Raw genomic sequence first — 23,446 nt, 5'->3', positions numbered from 1 at the left:
CACGCTGCGTGGCCACCGCCGGGCGAGGGCTCTCGCGGCGCGGCGCGTCGTAAACCGGGGCCTGCTCGCCTGGTTGACGACGGGATCCCTCGCTTCTATCGTGCGGGTCCCATGTGTGAGACCGCCAGGACCCTTCCGCCGGACATCGTCCCGATCACCGTCGAGGAGGCGAGGACGCTCATCCGCCACACCGGCGGCCCGGCGCTCGACGCCCTGCTCGACCGCGCCGACGCCGTGCGGCGCGCCGTCCACGGAGACGAGGTCGCGCTGTGCGGCATCACCAACGCGAAGAGCGGGCGCTGCCCGGAGAACTGCGGCTTCTGCTCCCAGTCCGCGCACTTCCCGGGCGCGGACGCCCCGGTGTACCCGCTCGTGCCGGCCGAGGAGATGGTGGCCCAGGCGAAGGTGGCCGAGCGCGCCGGAGCGCGCGAGTTCTCCATCGTCACCTCGGGCACGCGCGTCGCGAAGGAGAGCGAGCTCGCCACGATCGAGGAGGCGGTGCGCAAGCTCCGGGCGGAGACGGCCGTCGAGCCGTGCGCGTCGCTCGGCCTCGTCCGCGAGCCGGAGCTCGTCCGGCTCAAGGCTGCCGGGCTCATGCACTACCACCACAACCTCGAGACGGCCCGCAGCTTCTTCGAGAACGTCTGCACCACGCACACGTACGACGAGCAGCTCGAGACCATCCGCGCCGCGAAGCGGCAGGGCCTGAAGCTCTGCTCGGGCGGGATCCTCGGCATGGGCGAGACCCCGGAGCAGCGGGTCGAGCTCGCCGCCACGATCCGCGAGCTCGGGATCGACTGCGTGCCCATGAACTTCCTGAACCCTCGTCCCGGCACGCCGATGGAGCACGTGCAGGCGATCACGGCGGAGGAGTGCCTCGCCGCCGTGGCGGTGTTCCGGCTCATGATGCCCGCGGCGCACATCTTCGTGATGGGCGGGCGCGAGGTGAACCTGGGCGGGCGGCAGCACCTCATCTTCCGCGCCGGCGCGAACGGCACCATGGTCGGCAACTACCTGACGAGCGCAGGACGGGGACCGGGCGAGACGGTGCGGATGGTGGAGGAGCAGGGCCTGCGGCTCAGGGCGCCGGACACCGGGCGCGAGTGGGCCTTCGACGGGAGCGCCCCCGCCGAGGCGGAGTGGAACCGCCGCGCCGCCGAGCCGGGCGGCAAGCGCGGGCTGCCGGTGGTGGGCCCGCCGCGCGGCGGCTGCGCCTAGCCGATGGCGCGCGCTCCCCTCGACTGGATCGACCGCGAGCTCGAGGCGCTCGAGGCGAAGGGGCTCCGCCGCGCGCTCGAGCCCCTCGCCTCGCCGCAGGGGCCGGTGGTGGAGGTCGGGGGTCGCCGCCTGGTGAACCTCTGCTCCAACGACTACCTCGGGCTGGCCGCCGATCCGCGCCTCCGCAGCGCGGCGGCCGAGGCGGCGGAGCGCGAGGGAGCGGGGAGCGGCGCCTCTCGGCTCGTCGCGGGCGATCTCCCGGTCCACGGGGCGCTGGAGCGCGCCATCGCGGGCCACGCCGGGACGGAGGCGGCGCTGCTCTTCGGGTCCGGCTACCACGCGAACGCGGGCGTCCCGCCGGCGCTGGTCGGGCGCGACGACGCCGTCTTCTCGGACGTGCTGAACCACGCCTCGATCGTGGACGGCTGCCTGCTCTCTCGCGCGAAGCTCGTGCGGTACCGCCACGCGGACGTGCAGGAGCTCGCGGACCTCCTCGCGGGCACCCCCGCGCGACGCAAGCTGGTGGTCACCGACGCGATCTTCTCGATGGACGGCGACGCGGCCCCGCTCCGCGAGATCGCCGGGCTGTGCGATCGGCACGGCGCCATGCTCTACGTGGACGAGGCTCACGCGACCGGCGTGCTCGGGCCGCGGGGCGGGGGGCTCGCCGAGGCGCTCGGCGTGGCGGACCGCGTGGACGTGCACATGGGCACCCTGGGGAAGGCGCTCGGCGCGGCCGGGGCGTTCGTGGCCGGAGAGCGCCGCCTGGTGGACCTCCTCGTCTCCCGCGCGCGCACCTTCGTGTTCACCACCGCGCCCGCGCCGGCCGCCTCGGCCGCGGCGCTCGCCGCGCTCGCGATCGTGGAGGCCGAGCCCGAGCGGCGCGCCCGCGTGCTCGCGCTCGCCGCCCGGATGAGGGTCGGCCTCGAGCGGCTCGGCTTCGACGTCTCGCGGGTGGCCGCGCCGATCTTCCCGGTGATCCTGGGCGACGAGGCGCGCGCGGTCGCCGCCTCGCGCGCCCTCCGCGAGCGCGGCTTCTTCGTGCGCGCCATCCGGCCGCCGACGGTGCCGCGCGGCACGAGCCGGCTTCGCGTGACGCTCACCGCGGCGCACGGCGAGGCGCAGGTGGACGCGTTCCTCGGCGCGCTGGAGGAGGTGCTGCGCGTGCCGGGGGGCGGAGCCCCCCGGGTGCTATGATCCGCGCATGCCCGCGGGTGGACTCGGCGGCCTCGGCCGCATGCTCCTGGTGACGGGCGCGCTCGTCGCGCTGGTCGGCGCGCTCCTCCTCGTCGCCGAGCGCTTCCCCGGGCTGCGCATCGGGCGCCTGCCCGGCGACCTGTCGGTCGAGCGAGACGGGTTCAGGTTCTACTTCCCGCTCGGCACGTCGATCGTCCTCTCGATCGTCCTGTCGCTCCTCTTCTGGCTGCTCGGGCGCCGCGGGTAGGGGCCGCCGCGAGCCCCCTTCACGGCCTGCACACCGCGGCCTGGACGTGCGACGGCAGCGGAACGACGCTGGCGTCGACGATCGAGAGCGCGCGGCGCTCGCGCTCGGCGGGTGGCGTCGCCCGCGCCGCGCGCCGAGGGGCGGGCTGCTGCGCTGCCGCGCGCTGGGCGAGGACGCGTGCGTGCGCATCGCGGCGCGCCTCCACTCCGTAGAGCCAGTCCTCGCTGGAGCTGGTGGGGATCGCGTCGCTGACGAACGCCACGCAGATGCCGAGCCAGAGGCCGACGGTGACGAGCCCCGCGAGGCGCCGCCGGCGCGGCAGCCCGGCGAAGAGGATCTTCTGATTCCCGGTCGTCATGGCTCACATCCTCCAGAGGCCCCTCGCGCCCGCCGGTTCGTCTTCCCCGACGCTCGCGCCGCCCATGGATCAAGAGCGATGCGACACGCTCTCGTGACGGGCTCCGTGGGGGGCCCGCCGGAGGGCCAGGGAGATCACCGGAGCCGGGCGTGGCCCACGAGCGTCTGCCGCTCGAAGGGGCTCCCCTTGCCGGTCTCGCCCGACGAGCAGCTCGTGAACGTGCCGCCGCCGGCGGCGCCGACGTAAGCGCCCGTGCCGCGCACGATGGTCCAGCGCCCGAACAGCGCGGGGAAGCGCGGCACCCTCGCGCCGCCCTGCACGCGCAGGACGAGCGTCCCGCGGGCGCCCTCGAGCACCCGCTCGACGCTCGTCTCCTGCGGCGCGAACCCGCCGTCGTCCCGCACCGTGCCCGCGTCCAGCCGCTCGCCCGAGGTGGACTGGATCAGGAACTTGCCGACGTATTGCCAGGGCGGGAACGTGACGTGGACCTCCACGCGCGTGGCGCCCGGTGGCGGCGGCGACGGCGGCGGGGGCGGTACGCGCGGCCCGGCCGGCGCGTCGGCGCGCGCGGCGGCGCCCGCGAGGGCGGCGGCGAGGGCGAGGGAGAGCAGGCGGGCGCGCACGATCATCCTCCTCGCGACGGGGCCACCGACGGGAGGCCGGCCGACGGCGTGCTCCGCATGCGCCGCGGCGGCTCGGGCGCACGTCCGTGGAGGCGCTCGCAGGCGGCGGCGCTGCGCTCGGCCTCGGCGGCGCTCTCCCCGAGGATCTGGATCCGGTGCCCGACCGGCAGGCAGGCCGTGGTCGCGGCGCGCAGCAGCGCGAGGACGCGGTCCCACGAGACGGGCCACACGCGCGCGGTCCCGTCCACCGAGGCGGTGGCGAGCTCCGAGCCGTCGGGGCTGAACGTCGCGTGCCCCACGCTGCCGTCGTGACCGCGCAGCACGAGCGGCTCGCCCTCGCCGCTCGCGCGGTACACGCGCACGATGCCGTCGTGCGAGGTGAGCGCGATGCGGGCGCCGTCGGGGCTCGCCGCCGCGGAGAACAGGCCCTCGGGGAGCGCCGCGATGGGCGGGAGCTCGCCGAGCGTGTCGAGCCGATACACGTGGAGCGGCCCGTTCTCCTCGGCGACGAGCAGCCGCGTCCCGTCGGGCGTGACGGTCGCGCGGAACACGCTGCGCTCCGCGCGGATCACCCGCGCGGCGCTGCCGTCGAGCGGCCAGATGCGCACCGTCGCGTCGAGCTGTGAGGCCGAGACGACCGCGCGGCCGTCCGGGGTCCAGCAGACGGAGGTGATCCCCTTCTCGTGGCCGGTGAGCACGACCGGGGGCGCGTCGCCGGCGACCGGCCAGACGCGGACCGTTCCGTCGAGCGAGGCGCTCGCGATGCGGGAGCCGTCGGGGCTGAAGGCCGCCGACAGGACCGAGCTCGTGTGGCCGCGCAGCTCGCGGAGCAGGCGCCCGTCGCGCGCGTCCCAGAGGCGCACCACGCCGTCCTCCGAGGCGGTGACGAGCCGCCGCTCGTCGGGGTCGAGGTCCGCCGCGTGCAGGACGCGCCCGGGATCGGCGATCACGAGCGGCGCGCCCTCCCCGTGAACGGGCCAGATCCGCGCGGTGCCGTCGTGCCCGGCGGTCACGACGCGAGCGCCGTCGCGCGTCCACTCGACCGTATCCACGAGATCCCCGTGGCCGCGCAGGACGCCCCGGTCGCGGGGATCCTCCGCCGTCCACACGCGGACGGTGTGGTCCTTGCCGCGCGTGAAGATGCGCGCGCCGTCCGGCGAGAAGGACGCCTCGAAGGCCGGATGCCCGCGGAGCACCATCGTCGGACCCTCGCCGTCGGCGGGCCACACCCGCACGGTGCCGTCCCCGCTCACCGTGAGCACGCGCCTGCCGTCCGGGCTGAAGCGCGCGTCGGACACCGATCCGCGGTGCCCTCGCAGCCGCACCTCCTGGGCCGGCGAGGCGATCGGATAGACCCGCGCCGAGCCGTCCTGCGAGGCGGTCGCGATCCGCAGCGAGTCGGGGCTGAAGGCGACGGTCGAGAGCGGCGCGCCGGTCGCGCCGAACGCCGCGCGCGGCCGGCCGTCGGCGCCGAAGAGCCGCGCCACGCCGTCCTCCGAGCCGGTGGCGATGGCGCGGCCGTCCCGGGACCAGGCGAGCGCGAACACCGCGCCGCCGGGGAGGGTCACGCGCTCGAGCAGCGCGCCCGAGCGGGCGTCGAAGATGCGCAGGTGCCCGTCTCCGCTCCCCGTCGCGAGCCTGGCGCCGTCCGGCGCGTACGCGAGCGCGAGCACGGCGCCGTCGTGCACGAGCGGCTGGGCCGGGCGCGCGGCGTCCAGCGCGACGAGCCACGCCCTCCCGTCGAGCGCGCCGACCGCGGCGGTGCGGCCGCCGGGGTCGACGGCGAGCACCGCGTGCGGGCTCGAGCCGGCCTGCAGCAGGAGCGGCGCGCTGCTCCCGTCGGCGCGGAAGACCCGCACCTCGCCGTCGTGGGAGGCGGCGACCACCCGCGTCCCGTCGGGCGTGAAGGCGACCGCGTTGACGCGCCCCCCCGGCGCGGTGAGGACGCGCACGCCGCCCCTGCCGTCCGCGCTCGAGATGGCGACGCCCGTCTCCGCGGCGCCGCCGCCGGCTCGCGCCGCGGCGGCGCCCACGGCCACCTGGCGACCGTCGGGGCTGATCGCCAGGCCGAGGCCGCCCGGCGGGTGCTCGAGGACGGCGACGGGGATGGGCTCCGCCAGGATGCGCTGCGCGATCTCGAGCGCCCGCGGGGGCGGATCGTCGCCGAGCTCCGTCATGAGGAGCGCCGCCGTGAGCGGATCCGAGGCGCCCTCCGCGGCGCTCGCGATGCGCGACGCGCGGAGCGCCCGCTCCGAGTCGGCCCGCGCGCGCAGCGCGAGGAAGGCGGCGCCCGACGTCGCGGCGATCGCGAGCCCCCCGAGCGCGGCGGCCACGCGGCGCAGGCGCCGGTGGCGGAGCGCGCGGGAGGCCCGGGCGGCGCGCCGGGTGTAGGACTCCTCGACGCCCTCCAGAGCGGCTCGGAGCGCGCTCGCGCTCTGCGGGCGCCCGGCGGGATCGCGCGACAGGGCGCTCGCGAGCAGCGCGGCGAGCTCCGGCGGCGGATCGACGAGCGGGAGGGGCGGGGGCGGGCCGGGATCGAGCACGGTGCACCGCCCGCCCACCACCGGGAAGGGCAGCCGCCCCGCGAGCATCTGGAAGAGCATGACCGCCGCGCTGAACACGTCCGCCCGCGCGTCGCCAGGCGCGCCGCGGAGCTGCTCGGGCGCCATGTACGCGGGCGTGCCGCCGGCGAGGCTCGCGCGGTCGAGGAGCCGCGCGAGGCCGAAGTCCAGGATCTTCAGGCCCCCCTCGTCGGTGAGGAAGACGTTCCCGGGCTTCAGGTCCCGGTGCACGACGCCCTGCGCGTGCGCGTGGACGAGCCCGCGCGCGACGTCCCGCGCGAGCCGCACCGCCTCCAGCGGGGCGATCGCTCCCCGCCGGAGCCGCTGCTGGAGGGTCTCGCCGCGCAGGAGCTCGAGGATGAGGAACGGCGTGCCCTCGTGCAGCCCGTAGTCGTGCAGCGTGACGACGTTCGGGTGGTTGAGCCGCGCGGCCGCCTCCGCCTCCTCGCGCAGGGGCCGCTCGAGCTCGTCGGGCTGGGCGAGGGATGGACGCATCGCCTTGAAGGCGACGAGCCGCCCGAGCTCCGTGTCGCGCGCCTCGAACACCACGCCGAAGCCGCCGCGGCCGACCTCGCGCAGCAGCTCGAAGCGGCCGACCCGCTGCCCGGCCGCGAAGGGCGTCGCGAGATCGCCCGGGTCGCGCGCGGGGGCGCTGGCGAGCTCCATGAGGAGCGCGGACATGGCCTCGCTCTCCCCCGCCAGCTCGGGGGGCGCGGGACGCTTCGGGTCCGGGCCGCCGGCCATGCGCCGCCGTTCCTATTCGAGGAGTCCCTCCTCGCGCGCCATCTGCGCGAGGCGGTCCTTCAGCCGCTCGAATCTCTTCCGGAGGGCGGCCTCGTCGACCGCGGCGCCGTCGTCGGCGAGCACCGTGGCGACCTCGCGCCAGGACAGCCCGCGGTCGAGCCGCAGCACGAGCAGCGTCTGCTCGTCGGGCGAGAGGCGCGCGCGCAGCCGGTCGATGCCGCGCTGGCGCGCCTCGCGGCGCCCGAGGAGCACGCTCGAGCGGACCTCCTCCGCGATGCGGGACAGCTCGGTCGTCTCGAGCCGGCGGCCGCGCTGCCGGTACGGGTCGCGCAGGTAGCGCGCCGCGGCGTGCCACGCGAGGCGGTACGCCCACACGCGCACCGGGCACTCGCCGCGGAAGCCGGGCAGCCCCCGCCACAGGTCCTCGGTGAACTGGGAGAACACCTCCGCCGCGTCCGCGTCGTTGCGCAGGATCGAGGTGAGGTACCCGAGGATCTGCGCGCCGTAGTCGCGGACGATCGCCTCGGCCCCCGCCCCCAGCTGCCCCGCGTCGATGAGCGCGCCGGCACGATCGTCGTTCATTGGCGCGCGTCTCCTCGCGGGCCGCCCCCCTCGGGGCTCGGCCACCGGCGCGAGATCATGGCCGATGGTCCCCAAGGGTTCAACGCAGGCGGCGCCCAGCAATTTCGCCCTCCTCGGGGTCCCCCGTGTCGCGCGGGACTCCCTCCCGCTAGCGAGACACCGGGACGGCCGATGTGACTTCTCGTTCGAGACGGTCAGTGCGCGGCCTTGCGCGCCCGCTCGCGCAGGTCGTCCACCGTCTGCCGGGCGCGCTGCTCGGGCGAGCGGTCGCTGAAGGCCCGCACGAGCCAGCCCGCGCCGAACCCCAGGATCGCGGCGACGATCACGCCGGCGACGAGCGCCCGCCGGCGCATCCGCCGCCGAGCCGGGTCCGCCGAGCGCGCCCGGGCCGCCTTCCGCTCCCTGCGGCTCGCCACGTCTACATCCCCATCCGCTGCACCTGGTATCCCCGCTCGCGCAGGGCCGTGAGGAGCTCCTCGACGTGCTCTGGCCCGCGCGTCTCGAGGGTCAGCTGCAGCGTCGTGTCGCCGAAGCGGTAGGCGAACGCGCGCGTGTGGTGAACCTCGATCACGTTCGCGCGGTGGTGGGCCACGATGGCGGACACCTTGGCGAGCTGCCCCGGCTTGTCCTGGAGCGCCACGCTGATCCGGACGAGCCGCCCGTCCTTGACGAGGCCGCGCTCGATCACGCGCGCGACGAGGTTCACGTCGATGTTGCCACCGGAGACGACGGCGACGACGTTCCGCCCCTCGACGCCGCGGATCTTGCGCTGCATGAGCGCCGCCACCGCGACCGCGCCGGCGCCCTCCGCGACCGTCTTCTCCTTCTCGAGCAGGTACAGGATCGCGCTCGCGATCTCCTCCTCCGAGACCGTGACGATGTCGTCCACGTAGCGCTTCACGTGATCGAGCGTGAGCTCGCCCGCGCGCTTCACCGCGATGCCGTCGGCGACGGTGTTCGCCGCCTCGAGCGTCACCGGCTTGCCGGCCTCGAGCGCCGCGACCATGCAGGGCAGCACCTCCGTCTCGACGCCCACGACGCGTACGCCGGGCCGCGTCTCCTTGGCCGCCACCGCGACGCCGGAGACGAGACCGCCGCCTCCGATGGGCACGACGATCGTCTCGACCGCCGGGTCCTGCTCCAGGATCTCGAGCCCGACGGTGCCCTGGCCCGCGATGATGGCGGGGTCGTCGAACGGGTGGACGAAGGTGAGCCCCTCGGCCTGCTCCAGCCGCCGCGCCTCCGCGTACGCCTCGTCGTAGCTGGCGCCGTGCAGCACGATGCGCGCGCCGTGGGCGCGGGTGTTCGCCACCTTCGTGATGGGCGTGGTCTCCGGCATCACGATGGTCGCCTTCACGCCGAGCCGCCCGGCGTGGTAGGCGACCGCCTGCGCGTGGTTCCCCGCGCTCGCCGCGATGAGGCCGAGGTCGCGCTCCGCCGGCGAGAGCAGCAGGAGCTTGTTCAGCGCCCCGCGCTCCTTGTAGGCGCCGGTCATCTGGAGGTTCTCGAGCTTGAGATGGGCGCTCGTGCCGGTGAGCCGGGAGAGCGTCTCGGTGCGGGCGCAGGGCGAGACGTAGATGCGATCCCGGATCCGACCGAGCGCGGCCTGGACGTCCTGGAGCGAGACCATGTGGGACGGGGACGCTAACCCCCGGGGGCGGTGGATCGCAAGGCCGGAGGCCCGGGTCGGGTGGACAGGTCCCGGGCGGCGCGGCCGACGCCCCCGCGCGGGGGCAGGCGCGCGCGTTCGCCGCGCGGGCTAGTGCTGGACGAGCCGGCGGGCGAGCTCGACGCGGTTCCGCACGCCCAGCTTGTCGAAGATCGTCTTGAGGTGGCTCTTGACCGTCTGCGAGGCGATCCCGAGCCGCTCGGCGACCTCGCGAGACCGGAGGCCGTCGGCGACGAGCAGGGCGACCTCGCGCTCACGCTGGGTGAGCCCATCGGCGGGGGAGGCGGCCTGCACCGGCTCCGGCCCGATCTGCACCGGCTCCGCGAGCGGCTCGCGCCACAGGTGCAGCTGCGTCTTGCCCTTGCCGACCGCCGTCACCTCGATGCGGAGCCGCTCGCCGTGACCTTCCATCACGAGGGTGCGGCGAATGCCGGGAGGTCCCAGCTGTGCACCGTCCGTGAGGCTGCGGAGCTCCGAAGGGATCGTTGCGCCGTCGGTGGCGTCAGGGAAGAACACCCGGAGCATGTCCTCGGCCTGACGATCGCAGCGGAGCATGGCTTCGCCTTCGCAGTGGGCCGCTGCGCCCCGAGGGGCGGGGACGCGGACGTTCGCGCGCATCATGACACTGCACCCCCTGTCGTCTCTTCGTCTCCGTGTGGAGACAGGTCCCACATACTACAGGCTTGAAAACAACTGGTCACCCGCAGCGGGCCGACGGGCAAGCTAATTTGGGTTTTCAAAGACTTTACAGGGGCTTCGTGTCCGGTGTCCCGGTGACTCAGGGCGGGTGCGGGCGGACCAACCATGCGTACGGCCGAGCCGAGCCGGCGCGCGGGCCCGACGAAGCCGTCCCGCAAGCGCGGCGAGAGGTCGCGCGCGACCCGCGCATGAGGTGGTGCGCGTCACCGCGGCGCGTGCGCGGGTCCCCGCGCGCGGAGATCGGGCGGGCGAGCGGCCCCGAACGCGCTGGACACGCGCAGGATCCGCGCCGAGACTCGGACCATGTCCTTCCCCGATCTGCGCGAGGTGGCCAGGCGCATCGAGCGCGCCGAGGCCGAGCAGCTCGCGCGCACGGGGGAGCCGGGGATGCGCGGCGCGCTCGAGGTCGCGGGAGGGCTCGCGGTGTCGAAGGGGCCCGGCTCGCCGTTCTCGGCGGCGCTGGGCCTGGGCCTCCAGGGCGCGGTGAGCGCCGCGGAGCTGGATCGCGTCGAGGCGCACCTGGGGAGCGGGGGCGGCGCGATCCGCGTCGAGGTCGCCGCGCCGGCCGACGCCTCCTTGCGCGCGGAGCTCGCCCGCCGCGGCTACCGGATCGAGCGGTTTCACCAGATCTGGTGGCGCGCGCCCTCGCCCTTGCCGGACGTCGTCGCGAGCGTGGAGGTCCGCAGGATCCGGCCCGAGGAGGAGCGCGCCTGGGCGGAGGCGTTCGCGGTAGCCTACTTCGGCCGGATGCCGCAGTACGCCTCGATGCTCGAGGGGCTCCTCGCGATGCCCCGCGCCGACGGGAACGTCGCGTTCGGCGCCTTCGCCGAGGGCGAGCTCGCCGGCGTCGCGCTCGCCTCCGGGCACCGGGGCGTCGCGACGCTCTCCGGCGCGGGCGTGGTGCCGGAGCGGCGCGGCCGCCGCATCCAGCTCGCGCTCGTGCGCGCGCGGCTCGCCTGGGCGGAGGCGGCGGGGTGCGATCTGGCCTCCTCGGCGACCGAGCCCGGGACCGCCTCGCAGCGGACGCTGGAGAAGGCGGGCTTCCGCTGCGCCTATCCGCGCGCGGTGATGGTGCGCGAGCGGTGAACCCTGCTCATGGTTCCGGCATGGAACGGAGCGCGCTCGCGAGCAGGCTGGCGGTCGTCCAGGGGACGTACTGGGTGGCGTCGGGGATCTGGCCGATCGTCCACCTGACGAGCTTCGAGGCGGTGACGGGGCCGAAGCAGGCGGGGTGGCTCGTGAAGACCGTCGGCGCGCTCATCGCCGCCGTGGGGACGACGCTCGCCGTCGCCGGAGCGCGGCGGCGCGTGACCGGGGAGATCGCGCTGCTCGGGGCCGCCAGCGCCGCGGCGCTCGGCGGCGCCGGGGGCTGGTACGCGGCGCGCGGCCGGATCCGGCGCATCTACCTCGCCGACGCGGCGCTCGAGGCGCTCACCGTCGCGGGTTGGGGGATGGCGCTGCGCCGAGCGCGCGCGGACGCACGGCCGGCGGCGAGCGCCGGCGGATGGAGCGCCGCGCGCGTCATCCCCGTCGAGCGGCGCGAGGCCGTGCCGGAGCCCTGAGAGGGCTGTCTGAACAACCCTGTGAGAGGTCGACCGCCGCGGGGCGAGGTCAGCGCAGCTCCACCTCGAACCCGAGCCTGCGCGCGGCCTCGAGCAGCTCGTCGCCGGGCTCGACCCTGGCCGCGACCGAGAGCGTGGTCTCCGACTCCTCCGGGATCACGGCGCGCACGGTGATGGCGCAGCCGCCGGGGTGCCGGCCGAGGAGCGCCTTCAGGTCGGTCGTGCGCTCCTTCGTGAGTCGATCGGCGTCGATGCGGAGCGCGATCTCGGACGTCTTCTGCTTCCGCACGAGCGCGAGCGGCTCGATGTCGAGGGCGGTGATCTCCGCCCGCGGGTTCTCCTCCTCGCGGTTGTTGATCCGCACCTCGCCGTGGACGAGCAGCGGCTCGTCGGACTTGCAGAAGACCTCCCAGTCGGTCCAGCCCTTCTGCGCGGGCCGCTGGCCGTTCGCCGGGCGCGCCGCCCAGCACACGACCTCGACGGTGCCGGTGAGGTCCTCGAGCGTGAGGAAGCCGAAGCGCGTGCCCTTCTCCTTGTTCATCCGCTCGCGCACGGCGGCGACCACGCCGACCACCGAGACCTTGTCGCCGTGCCGCTTGTTCGCGACCGCGGCGCAGGTGGTCGAGGCGTAGCGCCGGACCTCCTTCTCGTAGCCCTGCAGCGGGTGGCCGGTGAGGTAGAAGCCGAGCGCCTCCTTCTCGAAGGCGAGCCGTACGCGCTCCGGCCACTCCTCGACGGTGAGCTCGCCGACGACGTCGCCCGGCCGCGGGTAGCGCGGCTTCTGCTCCACCTGCGCGGCGGGGAGGGCGCCGAAGAGGCTCGCCTGGCCCGAGGCGCGGTCGGCCTGGGCGGAGGCGCCGGCGGCGAAGGCGGAGTCGATGCCGGCGAACAGCTGCCAGCGCGGCACGCCCTCGAAGTCGAGCGCGCCCGACTTCACGAGCGCCTCGACCACCTTCTTGTTGATCTTCTTCGAGTCCACGCGCGAGGCGAGGTCGTAGAGCGTCTTGAACGGCCCACCCTCCGCGCGCGCCTCGAGGATCGCCTGCACCGCCGAGTCGCCCACACCGCGCACCGCGCCGAGGCCGAAGCGGATGCGGCCCTTGTTGGCCGCTCGTCCTGGGCCCGTCGAAGGACGAGCGGACTCGGCCGGCCCGAACGCGCCGAAGTCCTTGTCGGACTCGTTCACGTCCGGCGGCAGCACCTCGATGCCGTCGGCGCGCGCCTCGGAGATGTGCAGCACGACCTTGTCGGTGTTCGACGCCTCGCTCGAGATGAGCGCGGCCATGAACTCCACCGGATAGTGGGCCTTGAGCCAGGCGGTCTGGACGGTGAGGAGGCCGTACGCGGCGGAGTGCGACTTGTTGAAGCCGTACGCCGCGAACTTCTCCATGAGGTCGAAGATGCCGCCGGCGACCTTCTCGTCGACGCCGCTCTTCACGGCGCCCGCGAGGAAGCCCACGCGCTCCTTGGCCATGACCTCGGCCTTCTTCTTCCCCATCGCGCGGCGCAGGAGATCCGCCTGTCCCAGCGAGTAGCCCGCCAGGACCTGCGAGATCTGCATCACCTGCTCCTGGTAGACGATGACGCCGTAGGTCGGCTCCAGGACCGGCTCGAGCTTGGGGTGGTCGTAGACCACCTTCTCGCGGCCGTGCTTGCGGTCGATGTAGACGTCGACCATGGTGCGGCCGTCCTCGAGCTTCTGGTCGAGGGGGCCCGGCCGGTAGAGCGCGCCCGCGGCGATGACGTCCTCGAACCGCGAGGGCTTCATCTTGATCACCATCTCGGTGAAGCCCGAGGACTCCATCTGGAAGACGCCGGCGGTGTCGCCGCGGCTGATGAGCTCGTAGACCTTGGGGTCGTCGATGGGGATGTCGGCGGCGGTGAAGTCCTTCATCTCGGGGTGGTTCTGCTTCACCATCCGGAGCGCGTCGTCGATGACGGTGAGGGTCTTGAGGCCGAGGAAGTCGAACTTGACGAGGCCTGCCGCCTCGACCTCCTCCTTCGCGAACTGCGAGACCAGCATCTCGGACTTGTCGTCCTTGTACGCCGGCACGTAGTCCCAGAGCGGCTTGTCCGCGATGACGACGCCCGCCGCGTGGAGCCCGGCCTGACGGTTCAGGCCCTCGAGGCTCATCGCGATGTCGAGCAGGTCCTTCGTGGTGACCGTGTGCTGGACGCCCTTCTCGTCCACCCACTGCGAGATGACGGTGGGCTTCTTGTAGAGCTCCTCGAGCCTGGGCTCGGCCGGCATCTTGTCGCTGCCGAACACGAGCTCCTTGAGCGGCGGGGTCTTGCCCTGGACCGGGTCCGGGACGAGCTTCGCGATCTTGTCGCCCTCGGCGAAGGGCAGCCCCATCACGCGGACGACGTCGCGGATGACGGAGCGCGCCTTGAGCGAGCCGAAGGTGATGATCTGGCCGACGTTGTCCTTGCCGTACTTCTCGCGGACGTAGTCGATGACCTCGTCGCGCCGGTTCTGGCAGAAGTCGACGTCGAAGTCCGGCATCGACACGCGCTCGGGGTTCAGGAACCGCTCGAAGAGCAGGTTCCAGCGCAGGGGGTCGAGGTCCGTGATGCGCAGCGACCAGGCCACGATGGAGCCCGCGCCCGAGCCGCGGCCCGGGCCGACGGGGATCTGGTGCTGCTTCCCCCAGTTGATGAAGTCCTGGACGATGAGGAAGTACCCGCTGAACCCCATCTTCTTGATGACGCCCAGCTCCATCTCGAGCCGCTGCCGGTACGCGTCGCGGTCGTGCGGGTACTTGCCGTCGATCTCGCGGAAGCGGGCGTCGAGCCCGTCCTTCGCGAGCTTCTCGATCCACTCCTCCTCCGAGACGCCGTCGGGGAGCTGGAAGCGCGGGAGGAAGGACTTCCCGAGCTGCAGCTCGACGTTGCACATCTCGGCGATGCGGATCGTGTTGTCGATCGCCTCGCGGTACTCCGGGAGCGCCGCGACCATGTCGTCGGGCGACTGGATGAAGAGCCCGTCCGTCTCGTGCCGCAGGCGCTTCGGGTCCTGGAACGTCTTGTTGGACGCGATGCACATGAGGACCTCGTGTGCCTTCGCGTCCTGGCGGGAGACGTAGTGGGCGTCGGCCGTCGCCACGAGGGGGATGCCCTCGTCGCGCCCGAGCTGGGCGAGCTTGGCGTTCACGTCGAGCTGCTCGCGCATCCCGTTCGACTGCACCTCCAGGAAGAAGGAGCCCGGCTCGAAGATGTCGCGGTACTCGCGCGCGACGCGGCGCGCGCCGTCCATGTCGCCCTGGCGGGCGAGGCGCGGCACCTCGCCGGCGAGGCAGGCCGTCAGGCCGACGAGGCCCTTCGAGTGGTCGCGCAGGAGCTGCTTGTCGATGCGGGGGTCGTAGTAGAAGCCCTCGGTGAAGGCCTTGGAGGAGAGGAAGCGGAGGTTCGCCCACCCCTCCGCGTTCTTGGCGAGGAGGATGAGGTGCCGGCCCACGCGCTCGGAGCGGTCGTGCCGGCCCTTGTCGCCCGCGACGTACGCCTCCATGCCCATGATGGGCTTCACGCCCGCGTCCTTCGCCTTCTTGTAGAAGTCCACCGCGCCGAAGAGGTTGCCGTGGTCGGTGACCGCGACGGTCTTCATCCCTTTCGCCTGGACGGTCTTGAGCAGGTCCTTGATGCGGATCGCGCCGTCGAGGAGGGAGTAGAGCGTGTGCAGGTGCAGGTGGACGAAGTCGGGCATCGCGGGGGGTTCTTAGCAGGAGGGCCTGACGGCCAACCCAGTGAGGGGCAAGCGGGTTCGGCGATCGCGCGCGCCGCGCAGGGAGGAGGTGCGTCGCCGCGGCTTCGAGTGTAGAACTGCGCCCCAGGAGAACACCATGCCCGTCAGCCCGAAGCGCAAGAAGCACGGAAAGCCGGTGCGGCGGGCGCAGCCCTCCGGCTCGCCCGACACGACCGGCTCGTCCGCGGACTCCGAGGGAGCGGCTCAGCCGCCGAGGGCCGAGCTCCACGTCGGCAAGCCGAGGAACCCGTTCGTCGCCCAGCAGGGCCGCAAGGCGTCGCAGCGCGGGCGGTGACGGCGAGGCGGGCGCCGTCAGTCGACGATCGTCCGCGCCCCGCCGAGGAATCCTTCGACGGAGGCCGGGTCCGCGAGGAACGCCGCCGTCATCCCCGACACGTCGCGGCAGCGGGCGTCCAGGCCTCGCGCGGCGAGCGCCTCGGCGAGCGTCGCGCGCGCGACGTCGTGCAGCGCTCGCTGCAGCCAGTCCATCCGCACCAGGCCCGCGTCGTCGTCCTCGCGCTCGTCGAGCGCGCGGCGGCACTCGGCCGGATCGAGCGAGCTGACGCTCCGGCACGCGAGCGGCCTCACCGGGTGGATGACGCAGCGGCCGGACGCGTCCGTGAACGGGCACGCGAGCCGCGCGGCGATCCGCTCCCGGTCCTCGAGCCACCGCACGCGATCGTGGAACGCCTGGAGGTTCGCGACGAGCGCGGGGAGCTCGGCCGCCGGGACGCTCCGGCGAAGGTGGCGCGCCGCGACGGCCCCCTCGAGCGCGAGCGTCCCGACGTTGAGGGTGCAGCACGTCGCGCACCCCGGGCCGCACGCGGGCGCGGGGCTTCCGGCCGGGCGACCCGCGGCGAGCTCCTCCTCGACGATCGCCCACGCGGCGGCGAGCAGCTCCGCGAGGTCGTCCTCCCCGCGCGCGCGGGCGAGCGCCCCGGAGGCGAGGGCGCCGAGGCGCTCCTGACAGCGGGTGATGGGGTCTTCGTGCATGGCGTTCTCGCATTCTCGACCGCCGTCCCGTGGAGACGAGCGGCCGGCTTGGGTCGTCCGCGCGAGCCCAGGCCCGGAAGCAGCACCTCGAGAGCGGCTACTGGCTCCAGGCTTCGGGTTCCTCGACGGCGGGCCCGGGAGCCTCTCCCGTGGCCTGAAACCCTGAAGCCTGAGCCTTCCTTGCGGCCGGGTCCGAAAACGGCCAGACGCCGTCCCCGGCAGGCGATAGACAGGGGCCGTGACCCTCGACGCAGACACCTGCTTCGGCGCGCTGGCGGCGCGCGATCCCCGCTTCGACGGCCGCTTCTTCGTGGGCGTGCGGACCACCGGCATCTACTGCCGGCCCATCTGCCCGGCCCGCACGCCGCGCCGCGAGCGCTGCGTGTTCTTCGCGCGGGCGGCGGAGGCGGAGCGGGAGGGGTTTCGCGCCTGCTTCCGCTGCCGTCCCGAGCTCGCGCCCGGCGGCGGACCGGTGGACGCGATCCCGCGCCTCGTGTCCGCGGCCGCGGCGCGGATCCAGGAGGGGTTCCTCAACGAGGGCTCGGTGGACGCGCTGGCGGCGGGGCTGGGCGTCACGCCGCGGCACCTGCGCCGCGCGATGGCCGCCGAGCTGGGCGTCACGCCGGTCGAGCTCGCGCAGTCGCGCCGCATGGCGCTCGCGAAGCAGCTGCTCCACGACACCGCGCTCCCGATGGCGGAGGTGGCGTTCGCGGCCGGCTTCTCGAGCCTGCGCCGGTTCAACGCGCTCTTCCAGCAGCGCTTCGGCCGTCCGCCCTCGGCGCTCCGGCGCGCCCACGGCGACGGCGCCGCGCCGGCCTCGCTCGTCCTCCGCCTGGACTTCCGCCCCCCGCTCGACTGGGAGGCGCTGCTCGCCTTCCTCGCCGCGCGGTGCACGGCGGGCGTGGAGCAGGTCGAAGGCGGCGCGTATCGCCGCACGGTGCGCCTCGGCGGCCGGACCGGCTGGGTGTCGGTCACGCGCGATCCGGCCCGGCCGACCGCGCTGCGCGCCGAGGCGTCGCTCTCGCTCGCGGGAGCGCTCATGCCGCTCGCGGCGCGCCTGCGCGCCCAGCTCGACCTCGACGCGCGCCCCGACGCGGTGGCGTCCCGGCTGCGGCGCGATCCGCTGCTCGCGCGCGCGCTCCGGCGCCACCCGGGGCTGCGGGTCCCCGGGGCGTTCGACGGCCTCGACGCGGCGGTGCGCGTGATCGTCGGCCAGCAGGTCAGCGTCGCGGCGGCGACCACCGTGAGCGGCCGGCTGGCCGCGGCGCTGGGGGAGCCCGTGGCGACGCCGTTCCCCGGGCTGGACCGGCTGGCTCCATCCGCGGAGGCGATCGCGGCGGCCGGCGTCGATGCGATCGCGCGCGTCGGCATGCCGGGCGCGCGCGCCCGGACGATCCTGGAGCTGGCGCGCGCCGTGGCCGGGGGCGGGCTCGCGCTCCACCGGGGCGGCGACGGCGAGGCCGTGCGGGCCGGCCTCCTCGAGCTGTCGGGCGTGGGCCCGTGGACCGCGGAGGTCGTCGCCATGCGCGCGCTCGGCGAGCCGGACGCGTTTCCGGCCTCGGACCTCGGCGTGCTGCGCGCGCTGGGCGCGTCGTCGGCGCTCGAGGCCGAGGCGCGCGCCGAGGCGTGGCGCCCGTGGCGCTCGTACGCGGTGATGCACCTGTGGTCCCGGGCGGCGAGAGGAGGAGGAGCATGACGTTGCGTGAAGCGTGGATGGAGAGCCCCGTCGGCGCGCTGCGCCTGCTGTCGGACGGGGAGGCGCTGGTCGGAGTCACCATGGAGGACCGCGCCGGAGAGCCGCGGCTCGATCCCCCCGGCGGGCGCGGCGACCCGCTGCTGGAGCGGGTTCGGTGCGAGCTCGCGGAGTGGTTCGCGGGCGAGCGCACCACGTTCTCGCTGCCGCTGCGCCCGCGCGGAACGCCCTTCCAGCTCGAGGTGTGGAGAGCGCTCTGCGAGATCCCTTTCGGCGAGACGCGGACGTACGGCGAGATCGCGGCACGGCTGGGCCGCCCCTCCGCGTCGCGGGCCGTGGGCGCCGCGAACGGGCGGAATCCCATCGGCATCGTGGTCCCTTGCCACCGCGTCATCGGCGCGGACGGGACGCTCACCGGGTACGCCGGCGGCATGGAGCGCAAGCGGTGGCTGCTGGCCCACGAGCGGGCGGTGCGGCGGGGACCTGGCACGGAGCGGTGATCGCCCGGCCGCTCCTGCTCGGGCGGACCGCCGCGCCGGGGACCGGTGCTGCTCGATCCCCGACGCGGCAGGTGTCGATCCGGCGACGCGCTATTCACCCGGCGGTGGGCGGCGAGGCGCGGACACGGTCACGACGCCCGCTCCGCGCGCGTTGTTCGTCTCGTCGCTCTCCGGCACCTGGCCGGCGGGATCGACCAGCGCGCCGAAGTAGTAGGGTCCCGCGGGGAGCTCCAGCGGGAGGTAGGCGACCGTGCTCGCAGCGGTGGCGGCGCCCGGCGCGAGGCTGGCCACCCATCGGCCCCCCACGTACGTGTCGGCGGTGGTGATGACGGGGTCCGTCGAGAGGTAGAACGACACCGAGAACCCTCCCGCGTGAGCGCCGGTGGCCGCCACCGTGTTCTGGACGGTGACGGAGGAGCCGGCGATGGCCGTCGAGGGGACGGTCAGCGCCGTGATGCTGAGATCGGGCCCGGTCACGACGATCGTGTTCCCGGCGAGCGCGTTGTCGCTCGCGTCCGCCTCCGGCACGAGATCCTGGACGGTGTAGTAGCTGTCGGTCGCCTCCTCGTAAGCGGCCACGGGGAAGTCGTCCGCGATGGCGCCCACGAAGTACGTGCCGGGTGGCAGGCCCAGGGGGATCGTCGTCGTGGTCGAGGAGGGGCTCGACTGGCCGGGCGCGAGCCCGGGCACCCAGCGGTAGGCGAGCAGGGTGTCCGACGGGGTGATGACGGCGTCCGTGGAGAGGAAGATCCCGACGTTGAACCCCGTCGTCGCGGCCCCCGCGCCGGTCGCGGTGACGGACTCGTCGATCACGATCGCCCCTCCGACGATCCCGGCGGTCGGCCCGTTCACCGAGGACATGGCGAGGTTCAGGCCGCCGATGGTGACGGCGTTGCCGGCGAGGGCGTTGTTGGCCTCGTCCGTCTCGACGACCTGGCCGCTGACGTCCACGATGGCCCCGACGTAATACGTCCCGCTGGCGACGGCCGGGATCGTCACCACGGTCAGTGCGGTGCTGGACGCGCCCGAGGCGAGGCTCGGGACGGTGCGGCTCGAGAGCGGGACGTCCGACGGGGTGATGATCGGATCCGTGGACAGGTAGAGGCTGACCGAGGTCGCGCCCGACGCGTAGCCGCTCGGCGCCGCCGCCACCGTGTTCGTCACCGCGAGCGTCCCGCCGACCGCGGCGCTCGGCGGGCTCGAGACCGCGCTCACCGCGAGATCAGCGCCGGCGACGACCGTCACGAGGTTCCCGAGGAGGACGTTGTCGAGCTCGTCCGGCTCGGCGATGCCCTCCCACGCGTCCGCGATCGCCCCGAGTCGGTAGGTCCCCGGCGGCAGGCCGTACGGGATGGTCAGCGACAGGGACGTGGAGGCCGATGCGCCGCCGCTGAGCGCGGTCGTGTACTCGGTGATCCGGGCGTCCGCCCGCGTGATCACGTCGTCCGCCGAGAGGTAGTAGCCGACCGCGAACAGGGGGCTCGCGCCGATCCCCGTGTTGGTCACGGAGGCGTCCACCGTGAAAGCATCGTAGAGACCGACGGTCCCGGGCGCCGACACGGAGGTCATCGCGAGGTCCGGGCCTGCGAACGTGACCGGGTTGCCCGCGAGCGCGTTGTCGGACTCGTCGGCCTCCTGCACCTCTTCGCCGAGGTCGATGAAGGCGCCGACGTGGTACGTCCCACCCACGAGCGTGAGGTCGCGAGGGACGAACATGTCCCACGGGAAGGTGAAGCACTCGCCGGGCGCGAGCGGATCGCCGTAGACGACGCGCGGCCCGAACTCGCGATCCACCCCGGGCGTGATCACCGCGTCCGGCGAGAGGTACCAGGCGATCGCTCCGGAGAAGGGCGCGGGGCCGGGGCCGAGGTTGCACAGCGTGGTGGTCACCCGGGAATGCATGCCGATGCCCGCGGGCGTCGGCATCGAGAGCGCGGTCAAGGCCAGGTTCGGCAGCTCGAGCCGGGTCACGGAGACCGTCCTCGAGATCGCCTGACCGAGCGTGTCGGTGGCGACCACGGTGAACGCGTTCGCCCCGATCGCGAGCGGCACGGCGAGCTCGAAGTACCCGTCGCTCGCGCGGTGCGGGACCGGCTGCCCGTTGATGGTGACCGATCCGATGCCGGAGGGGTCGGCCGCGCTCCCGAAGATCGTCGCCCCGGCCGCGTAGGTGTCGCTGCCCACCGAGGACTGCGCGCTCAGGGTGGGTGGCAGGAGCCGTGTCGTGAAGGAGTGGAGCGCCCCGCCCTGGTCGTCACGGACCGTGTTCCCGGCCTCGTCGGTGGCCTCGACGGCGAAGTAGTACGTCGTGTTCTCCCTCAGGTTCCCGAGGACCACGTCGTGACGCATGCTCAGCCACGCCGCCTCCGCGACCCCTCCCAGCGCGGTGGTGTCCCCGTGGAGGACCCTGCCCGCCGCGGGCTCGTCGGTGGTCCACGAGATGGTCGCGCTCGACTGGTCGATGCCGACCGCCCCCAACCCCGAGATCGTGGGCTGCGCGAGATCCACCGTCGCCGTGGCCGTCGCGGTCGCCGGCGCCCCCGTCCCGTCGTTCGCGTCCAGGTACGTCGCCGTGATGGTCTCGTCGGGGCCGACCTCCAGCGCGCCGTTCGAGCTCACCACCGGGCCGGGCGCGGTCGGGATGGACCCCAGGAAGATGGAGGTGTTCGGCCCCGTCTCGACCAGCGTCACCGGCTCGCCGCCCGGCTCCGTGCCGCTCCGGATCGACACGACGACCTCCTCGGCGAGCGCGTCGTTCGCGTTCAGGTCCTTGTCGACCACCTTCAGCTCGACCACGCTCGCCGCGTTGTAGCGGGTGCGGTCGAGGCCGATGTACCCGTTGGAGCGGATGCCGCCGCCGCCGCTCACGACGACCGCGAACGGCTGCGGTCCTTGGGGAACGTTGTAGCCGCTCACCGTGACGACGTAGATGCCCGCCTGACCGGGCGGGACGAGGACCTGCTCCTCGACGTTGAGGCGATCGGGGCTCCCGCCCGTGACCGACGTGCCGTCCGCGAAGACGTTCCCGGTGTAGGTGACGCCTCCCGGCCCCGCGACCGTGAGGTCCAGGTCGTTCACCAGGGCCTTCGGGGCGCCGTCCACGCCCGGGTAGTCCGTCCAGACGAGCGTGATCTTGAGCGGCTGATCGCCCGACGAGTAAAAGCTCCGCGACCACGTGGCGCCCGTGCCGAGTCCGCCGCTCGTGACGTCCGCGACGTCGAGGAAGCGAGCGTCCCCCGCGAAGCGGAGCGTGTTCGAGAGGTTGAGGCGCCCCCAGCCCTGGCCGTTGGACGGGATCGGCCCACCCACGTCGGCGCCGGTCATCTCCTGTGCGCTGTTGATGAGCGTCGCCTTCAAGAGCGCCGCGGAGGGCGCGAAGCCGTCCGCCGGGGAGCGGAGCCCCGAGGGCCAGAAGCCTTCCAGGAAATACTCCCGGACGAGCGCCGCGGCGCCGGCGGTCGTCGGCGTGGCCATCGAGGTCCCGCTGTAGCTCCGGGTGCCGCAGTTGAAGCTGTCCCGGAGACCGTCCGAGTCGGCCGACACCACGTTGACGCCCGGGGCGGTCAGGGTCGGCTTGATGCGTCCGTCGGCCGCGGGCCCGTAGCTGCTGAACCACGCGAGATCCTCCGCCAGCGGGCCGTTCCACGTGGCGCCGACGCTGACCACGTTCTTCGCGACGGCGGGCGAGCCCACGGAGCCGGGGGCCGGTCCCGCGTTCCCGTTGGAGAACAGGACGAGCATGTCCTTGTGCTCCCAGAGGAAGCGGTCGGTGGTGAACTCGAAGCTCCCGTACCAGCTGGAGTTCGCGCCCCAGCTGTTCGTGTGGATGCGGGCGCCCGCCCAGTAGGCCACGACGAAGAGATCCCCCAGGTCGAGCGGCGGGTACACGTACGAGTCTTCACCGGGCGTGAGGTCGCTCATGAAGATCCGCGCGCCGGGCGCCATGCCGTTCGCGGCGGCGCCGCCGGTGAGGGGCGTCTGATCGCCCGCGACGGTTCCCGCGACGTGGCTGCCGTGCCCCGAGTCGCTGTCCCAGTCGTCCGTGAAGGCCTGGTAGCCCGCGACCTTGCGGTGCGTCGCGCCGATGGGCGCGCCCGAGGGGTCGCGGAAGTAGCACATGTCGAGGTCGAGGCCCGTGTCGCCGATGCCCACGATCTGCCCCTGACCGCTCAGCCCCTCCTGCCAGATGCGCGTGTCGTTCGGGACGTTCGTCTGGATGGTCCACCGCGAGACGTCGTTGAAGAGCACCAGGTCCCGGGCCTCTTCGATGGCGACGACGTCCTCCAGCTGCGCGAGCGCCGCGATGTCCGCCCTCGAGAGCTCGATCCGGGCGACGTCCCGCCCGACCTGGAGGACCTTGCCCCGCCGCCGATGCACCGCCGCCAGCGTCCCGCCGAGACCGTCGGCCCCCTCCACGCGCACCACGAGCCGCGCCGGAGTGCCGTCGATCCGCACCGAGCCGTCCGGATTCTTCAGCCGGGGCTGGATCTTGTAGGCCGGCTTGAAGCGCGCCACGCCGCGAATGAACGGCAGCGCCTCCACCCGCCGGCGCGCGGCAGGGTCCATCGTGGCGATGAACGAGAACTCGGGCAGGTAGCTGCCGAGCCGGACGCCGAGCTCGATGACCTGCCGCTTCTCCCCTTCCCGGATCGGGCCCGTGAACTGGACGATCCACTTCCCGGGCCGGTCGCGCGCCTCGCGGTCGGAGGAGGCCCCGCGCTTCGAGATGACCTGCGCCGGCGCGTCCTCCGGCGCCTGGAGCGCGTCGGGGACGGCGGGCTGCTGGCCGCGAACGTCGATGGAGAACCCGTTGATCTGCACCTGGGGGAAGGCCCCTGCCGTCTTCGCTTCCGGCGGCGCGGGCGGCTCCCGCTCCGCGCTGCAGGCTGCGATCGACGAGACCAGGACCAGACCGATGAGGCGAGCTCTCATGTTCCCTCCACTCCGAGGAAAGTCGGTGGGAGCGCGATGAGAGCAAGCGGGAATGCAGGCGAGCAATCGCCCGTTCGTATGTCTTCCCCGCCGAGCGGCGGCAACCGCGACAAACCACCTCTTGAC

At 74.0% G+C, this 23,446-nt stretch carries 18 protein-coding genes; 8 read left to right on the top strand and 10 right to left on the bottom strand.

Going from position 1 to position 23,446, the window contains the following annotated elements; genetic code table 11:
• Nucleotides 1-111: 111 nt before the first annotated feature.
• Genes bioB through ANAE109_RS18285 form a run of 3 tightly spaced genes read left to right on the top strand, consistent with a single transcriptional unit; the run spans nt 112 to nt 2,662 of the window.
• Entirely contained in the window at nt 112-1,218 is a 1,107-nt protein-coding gene (gene bioB, locus ANAE109_RS18295; protein ID WP_012098367.1) for a biotin synthase BioB, read from the top strand.
• Nucleotides 1,219-1,221: 3 nt separating this feature from the next.
• Nucleotides 1,222-2,415: an 8-amino-7-oxononanoate synthase gene (gene bioF, locus ANAE109_RS18290; RefSeq protein ID WP_012098366.1), complete on the top strand. Its 1,194-nt coding sequence runs from the start codon at nt 1,222-1,224 to the stop codon at nt 2,413-2,415.
• 7 nt (nt 2,416-2,422) lie between these two features.
• The gene (locus ANAE109_RS18285; RefSeq protein WP_012098365.1) at nt 2,423-2,662 is read left to right on the top strand and encodes a DUF2905 domain-containing protein; all 240 of its coding nucleotides are present in this window, start codon (nt 2,423-2,425) and stop codon (nt 2,660-2,662) included.
• Between the two features lie 19 nt (nt 2,663-2,681).
• Here ANAE109_RS18285 and ANAE109_RS18280 read toward each other — a convergent pair whose 3' ends face one another.
• The 7 genes from ANAE109_RS18280 to ANAE109_RS18250 all read right to left on the bottom strand — a co-directional run bounded on the left by ANAE109_RS18280 (nt 2,682) and on the right by ANAE109_RS18250 (nt 9,754).
• Nucleotides 2,682-3,020, bottom strand: coding sequence for a hypothetical protein (locus tag ANAE109_RS18280; RefSeq protein ID WP_041448492.1), 339 nt, complete (start codon nt 3,018-3,020; stop codon nt 2,682-2,684).
• Between the two features lie 134 nt (nt 3,021-3,154).
• Nucleotides 3,155-3,643, bottom strand: coding sequence for a hypothetical protein (locus tag ANAE109_RS18275; RefSeq protein ID WP_234945178.1), 489 nt, complete (start codon nt 3,641-3,643; stop codon nt 3,155-3,157).
• A 2-nt stretch (nt 3,644-3,645) separates the two neighbouring features.
• The gene (locus ANAE109_RS18270) at nt 3,646-6,948 is read right to left on the bottom strand and encodes a protein kinase (protein WP_012098363.1); all 3,303 of its coding nucleotides are present in this window, start codon (nt 6,946-6,948) and stop codon (nt 3,646-3,648) included.
• Between the two features lie 12 nt (nt 6,949-6,960).
• The gene (locus tag ANAE109_RS18265) at nt 6,961-7,530 is read right to left on the bottom strand and encodes an RNA polymerase sigma factor (protein WP_012098362.1); all 570 of its coding nucleotides are present in this window, start codon (nt 7,528-7,530) and stop codon (nt 6,961-6,963) included.
• Between the two features lie 194 nt (nt 7,531-7,724).
• Nucleotides 7,725-7,946, bottom strand: a complete 222-nt coding sequence (locus ANAE109_RS18260; RefSeq protein WP_041448491.1) for a hypothetical protein — start codon at nt 7,944-7,946, stop codon at nt 7,725-7,727.
• A 2-nt stretch (nt 7,947-7,948) separates the two neighbouring features.
• Nucleotides 7,949-9,160, bottom strand: a complete 1,212-nt coding sequence (locus ANAE109_RS18255; protein ID WP_012098361.1) for a threonine ammonia-lyase — start codon at nt 9,158-9,160, stop codon at nt 7,949-7,951.
• A gap of 129 nt (nt 9,161-9,289) precedes the next feature.
• On the bottom strand, nt 9,290-9,754 hold the full coding sequence (locus tag ANAE109_RS18250; protein ID WP_234945177.1) for a response regulator transcription factor: 465 nt from the start codon (nt 9,752-9,754) through the stop codon (nt 9,290-9,292).
• Nucleotides 9,755-10,201: 447 nt separating this feature from the next.
• Between ANAE109_RS18250 and ANAE109_RS18245 the strand changes: the two genes are divergently transcribed.
• Nucleotides 10,202-10,984, top strand: a complete 783-nt coding sequence (locus ANAE109_RS18245; protein WP_012098358.1) for a GNAT family N-acetyltransferase — start codon at nt 10,202-10,204, stop codon at nt 10,982-10,984.
• A gap of 20 nt (nt 10,985-11,004) precedes the next feature.
• Nucleotides 11,005-11,460 (top strand): hypothetical protein, encoded by a 456-nt coding sequence (locus ANAE109_RS18240; RefSeq protein WP_200860872.1) that lies wholly within the window; start codon nt 11,005-11,007, stop codon nt 11,458-11,460.
• Nucleotides 11,461-11,509: 49 nt separating this feature from the next.
• Here the strand turns inward: ANAE109_RS18240 and dnaE are convergent, their stop codons facing one another.
• Nucleotides 11,510-15,163 carry a DNA polymerase III subunit alpha gene (dnaE, locus tag ANAE109_RS18235; protein WP_012098356.1) on the bottom strand — a complete coding sequence of 1,218 codons (3,654 nt, stop codon included), beginning with the start codon at nt 15,161-15,163 and terminating at the stop codon, nt 11,510-11,512.
• A 136-nt stretch (nt 15,164-15,299) separates the two neighbouring features.
• On the opposite strand from dnaE, the gene ANAE109_RS18230 reads away from it, so the two are divergent.
• Nucleotides 15,300-15,497 carry a hypothetical protein gene (locus tag ANAE109_RS18230; protein ID WP_041448490.1) on the top strand — a complete coding sequence of 66 codons (198 nt, stop codon included), beginning with the start codon at nt 15,300-15,302 and terminating at the stop codon, nt 15,495-15,497.
• A gap of 17 nt (nt 15,498-15,514) precedes the next feature.
• Here ANAE109_RS18230 and ANAE109_RS18225 read toward each other — a convergent pair whose 3' ends face one another.
• The gene (locus ANAE109_RS18225; protein ID WP_012098355.1) at nt 15,515-16,195 is read right to left on the bottom strand and encodes a YkgJ family cysteine cluster protein; all 681 of its coding nucleotides are present in this window, start codon (nt 16,193-16,195) and stop codon (nt 15,515-15,517) included.
• Nucleotides 16,196-16,433: 238 nt separating this feature from the next.
• On the opposite strand from ANAE109_RS18225, the gene ANAE109_RS18220 reads away from it, so the two are divergent.
• Nucleotides 16,434-17,891 carry a DNA-3-methyladenine glycosylase 2 gene (locus ANAE109_RS18220; protein WP_012098354.1) on the top strand — a complete coding sequence of 486 codons (1,458 nt, stop codon included), beginning with the start codon at nt 16,434-16,436 and terminating at the stop codon, nt 17,889-17,891.
• Entirely contained in the window at nt 17,888-18,388 is a 501-nt protein-coding gene (locus ANAE109_RS18215; protein WP_012098353.1) for a methylated-DNA--[protein]-cysteine S-methyltransferase, read from the top strand. The genes ANAE109_RS18220 and ANAE109_RS18215 overlap by 4 nt, the downstream gene beginning before the upstream one ends.
• 90 nt (nt 18,389-18,478) lie before the next feature.
• On the opposite strand, the gene ANAE109_RS18210 is transcribed toward ANAE109_RS18215, so the two are convergent.
• Complete coding sequence (locus tag ANAE109_RS18210) at nt 18,479-23,320, bottom strand: CARDB domain-containing protein (RefSeq protein ID WP_012098352.1); 4,842 nt, start codon at nt 23,318-23,320, stop codon at nt 18,479-18,481.
• Nucleotides 23,321-23,446: the final 126 nt, after the last annotated feature.

The sequence above is a fragment of the Anaeromyxobacter sp. Fw109-5 genome, from assembly GCF_000017505.1.
Taxonomy (GTDB): domain Bacteria; phylum Myxococcota; class Myxococcia; order Myxococcales; family Anaeromyxobacteraceae; genus Anaeromyxobacter.
Note: the sequence above shows the minus strand (reverse complement) of the source record. Positions and strands in the feature narration are given on the sequence as shown.